The sequence below is a fragment of the bacterium genome, from assembly GCA_026398675.1.
Classification (GTDB): Bacteria; RBG-13-66-14; RBG-13-66-14; order RBG-13-66-14; family RBG-13-66-14; genus RBG-13-66-14.
In genome coordinates this window covers 1-6,386 of the sequence record JAPLSK010000335.1, presented here as the reverse complement: position 1 = coordinate 6,386, position 6,386 = coordinate 1, and the positions used below count along the sequence as shown (strand labels likewise).

Below are 6,386 nucleotides of genomic sequence, written 5' to 3'. Positions count from 1 at the left end.
TTACCGTCTCAAGCCTCGACCCTCACCCCCGCCCGTAGGCGAGCCTCCCCCCAGAGGGGGGAGGGGGCCGCTTCACCCCTCACCGCTGAAATGTAGGGCGGGGATTTTAATCCCCGCCGTTTTTACGTTCCCACCTTCGACCCTCACCCTAGCCCTCTCCCTAAAAGGGAGAGGGGATATGCGGCAGCCCTCACCCTAACCCGTAGGCGCGCCTCTCCCTAAAAGGGAGAGGGGACATGCAGCAGCCCTCACCCCCATCCCCGTCGGCGCGCCGCTCCCACGGGGAGAGGGGGACGCGGGCCTACGTCCTATTCCTTTCCCTACCCCAACCCATCGGCGCGATGATCTATTAAATACCAGGCGGCCTGCAGAGGGGCCGCCCTACACCATCGCAATCCGCGTGGGACGCGGGGGGGATTTTAGAACACCGAGAGGTTCAGGTAACGCCGGGGGTCGTTGATGATGTTGTCCAGGAGTGTCTTGGCCTTCTGGAGGGTCTGGGTGAAGTCCACGTAGGCCTCGTCCGAGTAGATGAGCTTCCCGACGGTCCCCTCGCCCGAGGAAATCTGGGCGACGATGGAGTTGATGTGGTCCACGGCCACGGCGGCGCCGGAGGAGACCTCTTCGATGCTGGCCACCGCGTTCTCGAAACGGGGGAGCGAGCGGGTCAAGGTCCCCTCGAGGTCCTGGGTTATCCTGGAGGCGCCGGCGGTTATCTGGGCGATGTTGTCGGTTATCTGCCGCAGGTTCTTCACGGTGGCGGTTATCTCGCCCGTCGAGAGCTTGATCAGCTCGTCCAGGTCGGTGGCCATCGAGTCTATGTGGGCGACGGTGTCCTTGATCTGGGCCACCGTCTCTTCGTCGAAGAGGTTCGATAAGTCGGCCAGGGCGTCCCCGATCTTGACCACGATGCTGCCCGCCGACTCGAAGAGCTCGTCCATGCCGATGGAGCGCTCGCCCTTGACGGTCGAGCCGGGCGGGACCACGGGCGAGTCGTTCGTGCCCGGCGTGATGTCCACGTACTTGTCGGCCATCAGCCCCTTCAAGCGGATGGCGATGACCGAGTTCTCCCGCACCACGACGTCTTCTTCCAGACGCAGGACCACCTTGACCATGGGGGCCTCGGAGCCCTCGGGCTTGAACCACTCCACGGATTCGACGCTGCCGGCGCTCACGCCGGCGTAGAGGACCTTGGCCTCGGTGACCAGGCCCGCGGCGGAGTCGAAGATGACCGTTATCGTGTAGCCCCGGTTGAAGAGCTGGCACTGGCCCGTGGAGAAGATGAGCGCGACGAATATCGCCAGGGCGACGACGACGGTTATCCCTACTTTCAGCTCGGCGGACCGTTTCATTTTTTTACTCACGGTGGACCGGACTATTGTACCAAAATCGCCTGACTGCCGCGTTCACTTGAACAGGGGGTCTATGGGTCCCTGGGCCCGGCCCTGGATGAACTGCTGCACGTAGGGGTTGTCGGTGGCGCGGACCTCCTCGTCCGTGCCGTCGAAGATAATCTTCCCGTCGTGGAGCATGGCTATCCGGTCGGCGGTCTTGTAGGCCGAGGCCATGTCGTGGGTGATGATGACCGTTGTCGCCCGCGTCAGCTCCTTGGTCTCGTTGATGAGATCGTTGATGGCGGCGGCGGTGATGGGGTCGAGGCCGGAGGTTGGCTCGTCGTAGAGTATTATCTCGGGCTCGCCCACCAGGGCGCGCGCCAGGCCCGCCCGCTTCTTCATCCCCCCGGAGAGCTCCGCCGGCATCAGGTGCGCCGTCTCCGGGAGGCCCACCTGCGCCAGCTTTTCGTCCACGATGCGGTCCACTTCCTCGGACGGGGTGTCGGAGTGGTTGTCCAGAAAGAACCCCACGTTCTCGCGGATGTTCATGGAGTCGAACAGGGCGGCGAACTGGAAGACATAGCCCACCCGGGAGCGTATCTCGTGCAGCTCGGCGAGGCTGGCCCCGTTCACCCGGATTCCCAGGCACCACACGTCTCCCTCGTCCGGCTGCAGGAGGCCCAGCACGTGCTTCAAGAGCACGCTCTTGCCCACGCCGGAGCGCCCGATGATGGCGATGGACTCCCCGCGGTGGATATCCAGGTCCACGCCGTCGAGCACCACCGTCTCGCCGAAGCTCCGGTGCAGGTTCCGGATCTGGATGACCGTCTCGGGGTCCACGGCTCCCTCTAGTCGAAGGCGATGAAGAAGAGAGTGGTCAATAGCACGTCCACGATCAGTATGTTCACGGCGCTGACGACGACGGCGTTGGTGGTGGCGCGGCCGACCCCCTCGGCCCCGCCGAAGGTCGTGAAGCCGTAGTAGCAGCTTATGAGCGTCAGGACCTGGCCGAAGGCGAGGGCCTTGATCAACCCGCTGACGATGTCCCAGACGTTGGAAAAGACGGCGAGCTCGGCGATGTAGACCCCGGGGTCCACGTCGGCCAGGACGATGCAGACGAAGAAGGAGCCCACCTGGGCCACGCCCATGGCCAGGGCGGTGAGCGCCGGGGCCATGACGGCCATGGCGATGATTCTCGGGGCCACGAGGTAACGGAAGGGGTCGCTGGCCAGGGTTTCCAGGGCGTCTATCTGCTCGGTGACGCGCATGGTGCCGAGCTCGGCGGCCATGGCCGCCCCCACGCGGCCGGCGAGCATGATGGCCGTGAGCACCGGCCCCAGCTCCCGGGCGAAGAGGACCGACACCATGCCGCCCACGTACCCCTCGGCCCCGAAGATCTTCAGCTGGTTCACCGACTGGAGCGCGATGACCATCCCGGTAAAGAGCGCGGTCATGGTCACCACGCCGATGGACTCCACCCCGAGGCGCATCATCTGGTCGTAGACGAGCTTGCCCCGGGGCCGCCGCCGGGCGATGCGGGCCATGGTCCGGCCGTAGAAGATGAACACGCCCCCCACGGTATGGGTCTTCTCCATCAGCCAGTTGCCGATGCGCTCGAAGGTGTTCATCTTTACAGCGCCGGTTGGAGGCACGGTTCACTCCGTCCGGAGGTAGTGCCGGGGGACGCGCTCCGACAGCCCGCAGGTGACCTCGTAGGGGATGGTGTCCATCCAGCGGGCCGCTTCCTCGACCTCTATCTTGGAGCCCGAGTAGTCGCGGCCCAGAAGGGTGACCACCTCGCCCGGGGCCACCTCGCCCAGCCCACCCAGGTCCACCATGCACATGTCCATGCAGATGGCGCCGATGATGGGCCTTCTTTTGCCCCGGACCAGCGCCTCGGCCCGGCCCGAGAGGCTCCTGCGCCAGCCGTCGGCGTAGCCCAGCGGCAGGACGCCCACGGGGGTGTCCCGCTCCAGCCGGTGGAGGCGGCCGTAGCTGACCGTGGCGCCGGCGGGGAGCGTCTTGACCGACGCGATGCGGGCCCGCAGGGCGATGGCCGTCCGGATGCCCAGGTTGCGGGACACGTGGGGGCTGGAGTAACTCCCGTAAAGAGCTAATCCCGGCCGGACCATGTCCAGGTAACTTTCGGGGAGATCGACGATGGCGGCGGAGTTGGCGGCGTGGCAGAGCTCGGGGCTCAAGCCCTTTCTTTCCAGCTCCCGGCGGACGCGGGCGAAGCGCTCGAGCTGCTCACGGGCGAAGCTCGCGTCCTCGCCGTCGGCCAGGGGGAAGTGGGTCATGAGCCCGGCGACGTGGACTCCGGGGACGGCCTCGATCCGCGCCACCGTCTCGGGCGCCTCTTCGTGCCACACTCCCAGGCGCCCCATGCCGGTGTCCACCTTTACGTGGACGTCGAAGTCGCGGCGGTAGGCGTCCAGCCAGCCCATCCGCGCCAGGCGCTCGCCCAGGCGGTCGGCCAACTCCGCGTCGGACAGGACCGGGGTCAGCCGGTACTTGACCATCGCGTCCAGCTCGTCCGCCAGGGGGGTGACCAGGCAGAGGATCGGCTGATCGAAACCGGCCTGGCGGAGCTCCACCCCCTCGTCCACGAAGCTGACGCCGAACCAGTCGGCGTAGGGGTCCAGGGTCCGGGCGACCTCGAGCTTGCCGTGGCCGTAGGCGTCGGATTTGACCACGGCCATGATCTTCACGCCGCGGCCGACTCTCTCCCGGACGGCGAAGAGGTTGTCGCGGATGGCCGAGAGGTCCACCTCGGCCCAGATGGGACGATTCGGGTACATAGTCGGAGGCTGCGCCGGCCCTAACCGGCTCTATCACACCGGGTTAGGCTAATCCAGCGCGTACGAGATGTCAAGGCGGGTTCTAAAACGGCGGGGATTCCCCGGAGGCCGAGGCGCTCGCGGGGGTGCGGAAGGAGCGGTCCAGGCTCTCGAAGCGCGTGAACCGCTTGCGGAACACGAGGTAGACGGAGCCCACCGGGCCGTTGCGCTGCTTGGCGACGATGACCTGGCTGATGCCGGGCATCCGGGCCAGGTCGTCGGAGATGCCGCCGCCGTTGCCGTAGTCCGGCGTCTCCTCCACCGGTTCGGCCGCCTCGCCGGGGCTGGAGACCTGGTAGTATTCCTCCCGGTGCAGAAACATCACCACGTCGGCGTCCTGCTCGATGGCGCCCGACTCGCGCAGGTCTGAGAGCTGGGGCATCTTGGACCGGGGCCGGTTGGTCGGCTGGCGGTTGAGCTGCGCGATGGCCAGGATGGGGACGTCGAGCTCCTTGGCCAGCGCCTTGAGGGAGCGGGATATCTCGGCGACCTCGACCTGGCGGCTCTCCGCGCGGCGGTGGGTGGCGGTCATGAGCTGGAGGTAGTCCACGACGATGAGCCCGACGCCCTTCTGCTTGACCAGTCGGCGGGCCTTGGCCCGCAGCTCCAGCACCGACAAGGCCGGGGTGTCGTCCAGGTAGAAGGGGGCGTTGGAGAGGCGGGCCACCTTGGTGATGAACTTCTCCATGTCGCCCTCGGAGACCAGCCCCCGGCGCACCTTCTGGGAGTCCACCCGGGCCTCGGAGCAGAGCATCCGCCGCACCAGCTCCTCCGCCGACATCTCCAGGGAGAAGAACCCGACCCCCACCCCGGAGTCTATGGCGATGCGCTGGGAGATGTTGAGTCCCAGGGCCGTTTTGCCCATGCCGGGCCGGCTGGCCAGGACGATGAGGTTGCCCCGGTGGAGGCCGGTAAGAATCTCGTCGAGGTCGAAGAAGCCGGTGAGTATCTCGCTCCGGGTGGAGCGTCCCTCGTGGAGGGCGCGCATCTCCTCCAGGGCGGTGTCCACGAGCTCGGAAAGCGGCCTGACCTCGCGGCGCATCCGCCTCTCGGCGATTTCCAGAATCAGCCCCTCGGCCTTCTCCAGGACGGTGGACGACGGCTCGGCCTCGGCGCGGGCCGACTCGTTTATTATCGCAGCCGCCTTGACCAGCGAGCGCAGAGTCGCCTTGTCCCGGATTATCTCCAGATGGGACGCCATCCCCGCCGTGGACGCCGTGGACTCCTTCACCTCCACCAGGTAGCCCAGCTCGGAGTCGGTGAGCCCCTCGGGCGAGCGCCGCAGCTCGTCGGAGACGGTCACCAGGTCTATGGCGCCGTCCCGCATGGAGTAGAGGTTCATGATTGCGGTGTAGATTCGCCCGTGGATTGGTTTTAAGAAGTCGTCGGGCCGCATGTTGGCCTCGATGCAGCGGTGCACCGCCTCGGGGTAGCGCAGCGTCGCGCCCAGGGTCAGACGTTCGGCCTCCAGGCTGCTCGGCAGGCCGAGGTTCTGCTCCAGTTCGTCCATCGGGCGTCCTTGAAGGGTCGCTGGGGGGGAGTGAACGGCAGGGCTTTTTAGTTTACCTCACCGCCGTTGACGTGGCAATAAAGGGATGGGTGTTTTCAAAAAAACCGCCCCGGCGGGCTCCGGTGGACGCGCCGCGGCCACCGTGCTAATATCGCCGAAAACGTCACCGAGGGGAACGCGTGGAGCTCTTCACCCTGGGCGTCGAGGAGGAGTTCGGGCTGGTGGATCCGGCCACGGGCCGGCTCGCGCCCCGCATCACCGAGACCCTCTCCACGCTCTCCGAGGCCGAGCGCGTCGAAATCAAGCCCGACGTCCACCAGGCGACGCTGGAGATAGCCACCCCGGTGTGCCTGGACCTGGAGGAGGTGCGGGCGGAGCTGCGTCGCCTGCGTCATCTGGCGCGGCGGGCGGCAAACCGGGCCGGCGTGGATCTCCTCCCCGTGGGGGCCCACCCGAACTGCCGCTGGCGCGAGCAGCCGATGGTGGACTACCCGCGCTACCATCGCCTGGCGGAGTACCAGGGTGATAAATGGCTGCGCTGCCTCTTCTGGGGCCTCCACGTCCACCTGGGGGTGCCCGAGGAAGAGGAGCGCATCACCATCGCCAACGGCCTGCGCCCGTACCTGCCGCTCTTCATCGCCTGCGCCTCCAACTCCCCCTTCTGGGAAGGCGAGCGTCATCCGGCCGCCGACGCGCGCCTGG

At 66.9% G+C, this 6,386-nt stretch carries 6 protein-coding genes; 1 reads left to right on the top strand and 5 read right to left on the bottom strand.

The annotated features are described in order from the left end of the window. Positions 1-419: 419 nt before the first annotated feature. From NTW26_09865 to dnaB, 5 genes are all read right to left on the bottom strand, one after another. The gene (locus NTW26_09865) at positions 420-1,352 is read right to left on the bottom strand and encodes an MlaD family protein (protein ID MCX7022558.1); all 933 of its coding nucleotides are present in this window, start codon (positions 1,350-1,352) and stop codon (positions 420-422) included. A 54-nt stretch (positions 1,353-1,406) separates the two neighbouring features. Next, on the bottom strand, positions 1,407-2,174 hold the full coding sequence (locus NTW26_09860; protein MCX7022557.1) for an ABC transporter ATP-binding protein: 768 nt from the start codon (positions 2,172-2,174) through the stop codon (positions 1,407-1,409). Positions 2,175-2,182: 8 nt separating this feature from the next. Next, positions 2,183-2,986 carry an ABC transporter permease gene (locus NTW26_09855; protein MCX7022556.1) on the bottom strand — a complete coding sequence of 268 codons (804 nt, stop codon included), beginning with the start codon at positions 2,984-2,986 and terminating at the stop codon, positions 2,183-2,185. A 3-nt stretch (positions 2,987-2,989) separates the two neighbouring features. Further along, positions 2,990-4,135, bottom strand: coding sequence for an alanine racemase (alr, locus tag NTW26_09850; protein ID MCX7022555.1), 1,146 nt, complete (start codon positions 4,133-4,135; stop codon positions 2,990-2,992). Between the two features lie 82 nt (positions 4,136-4,217). Further along, complete coding sequence (gene dnaB / locus NTW26_09845) at positions 4,218-5,684, bottom strand: replicative DNA helicase (GenBank protein ID MCX7022554.1); 1,467 nt, start codon at positions 5,682-5,684, stop codon at positions 4,218-4,220. A gap of 179 nt (positions 5,685-5,863) precedes the next feature. Between dnaB and NTW26_09840 the strand changes: the two genes are divergently transcribed. Beyond that, a partial coding sequence (locus NTW26_09840; GenBank protein ID MCX7022553.1) for a glutamate-cysteine ligase family protein occupies positions 5,864-6,386 on the top strand: 523 nt, incomplete at its 3' end.